This is a genomic window from Aggregatilinea sp., assembly GCF_036822615.1.
GTDB lineage: Bacteria > Chloroflexota > Anaerolineae > Aggregatilineales > Aggregatilineaceae > Aggregatilinea.
Map to the genome: position 1 here is coordinate 45040 of NZ_DAISHJ010000031.1, position 898 is coordinate 45937.

Here is an 898-nt window from a genome sequence, read left to right on the forward strand (position 1 = left end):
ACCAGCTTATCCGCTGTCAGCCGCATCCCCATGCCGAACTCCGCCGCGTCCTCGAACAGCGAGTTGGACCACGTGGGACCACGCCCATCCGCGCGCATGGCATAGGGCGTGGTGGGCAAATTGCCGCCCGTAATCGAGGTGCAGCCGGTCGCGTTGGCGATGATGGCGCGGTCGCCAAACAACTGCGTCATCAGCTTGATGTACGGCGTCTCGCCGCAGCCGGGGCACGCGCCGGAAAACTCGAACAGCGGGCGGATGAACTGCGAGCCTTTCACCGTGAGCGGGTTAAAGCTCGCCGGATCGAGTTCGGGCAGCGCGAAGAAGTAATCCCAGTTGGCGACTTCAGCGGCACGCAGCGTGTCCGTCAGCGGCGCCATGTTAAGCGCCTTCCGCTCGGTCTTCTTGCCATCCACTTTGACGAAGGCAGGGCAAATCTCGGCGCACACCCCGCAGCCGGTGCAGTCTTCCACCGCGACCTGCACGGTGTATTTCATGCCGGGCCAGTCGCGGCCTTTGGCGTCCATCGACTTGAACGCAGCGGGCGCGCTCCCGTTGGCATAGGCGGCGTCGTAGACCTTCATGCGCACGGCGGCATGCGGGCAGACAAACGCGCACTGGTTGCACTGGATGCACGCTTCTGGCTCCCAAACGGGAACTTCGGTAGCGGTGGCGCGTTTTTCGTACTGTGATGTGGCCGTGGGGAACGCGCCATCGACCGGCATCAGCGAGACGGGCAGTTGATCGCCGCGCCGCGCGATGATTTCCCCGGTGACCGTGCGCGCGAACTCCGGCGCAGCAGCGGGGACGGGCGGGCGCAGGCCAATCGCGCTGGTCACGCCATGCGGCGGCGTCACTTTTTCGATGCGACTGACGCCGATCTCCGCCGCGCGGACGTTCA

1 protein-coding gene is annotated in these 898 nt (G+C 65.5%); it reads right to left on the reverse strand.

Annotated features, from left to right (window positions below; all coding sequences use genetic code 11):
- Nucleotides 1–898: 4Fe-4S dicluster domain-containing protein (locus V7116_RS11660; protein WP_324392102.1), on the reverse strand; the 898-nt coding region annotated here is incomplete at both ends.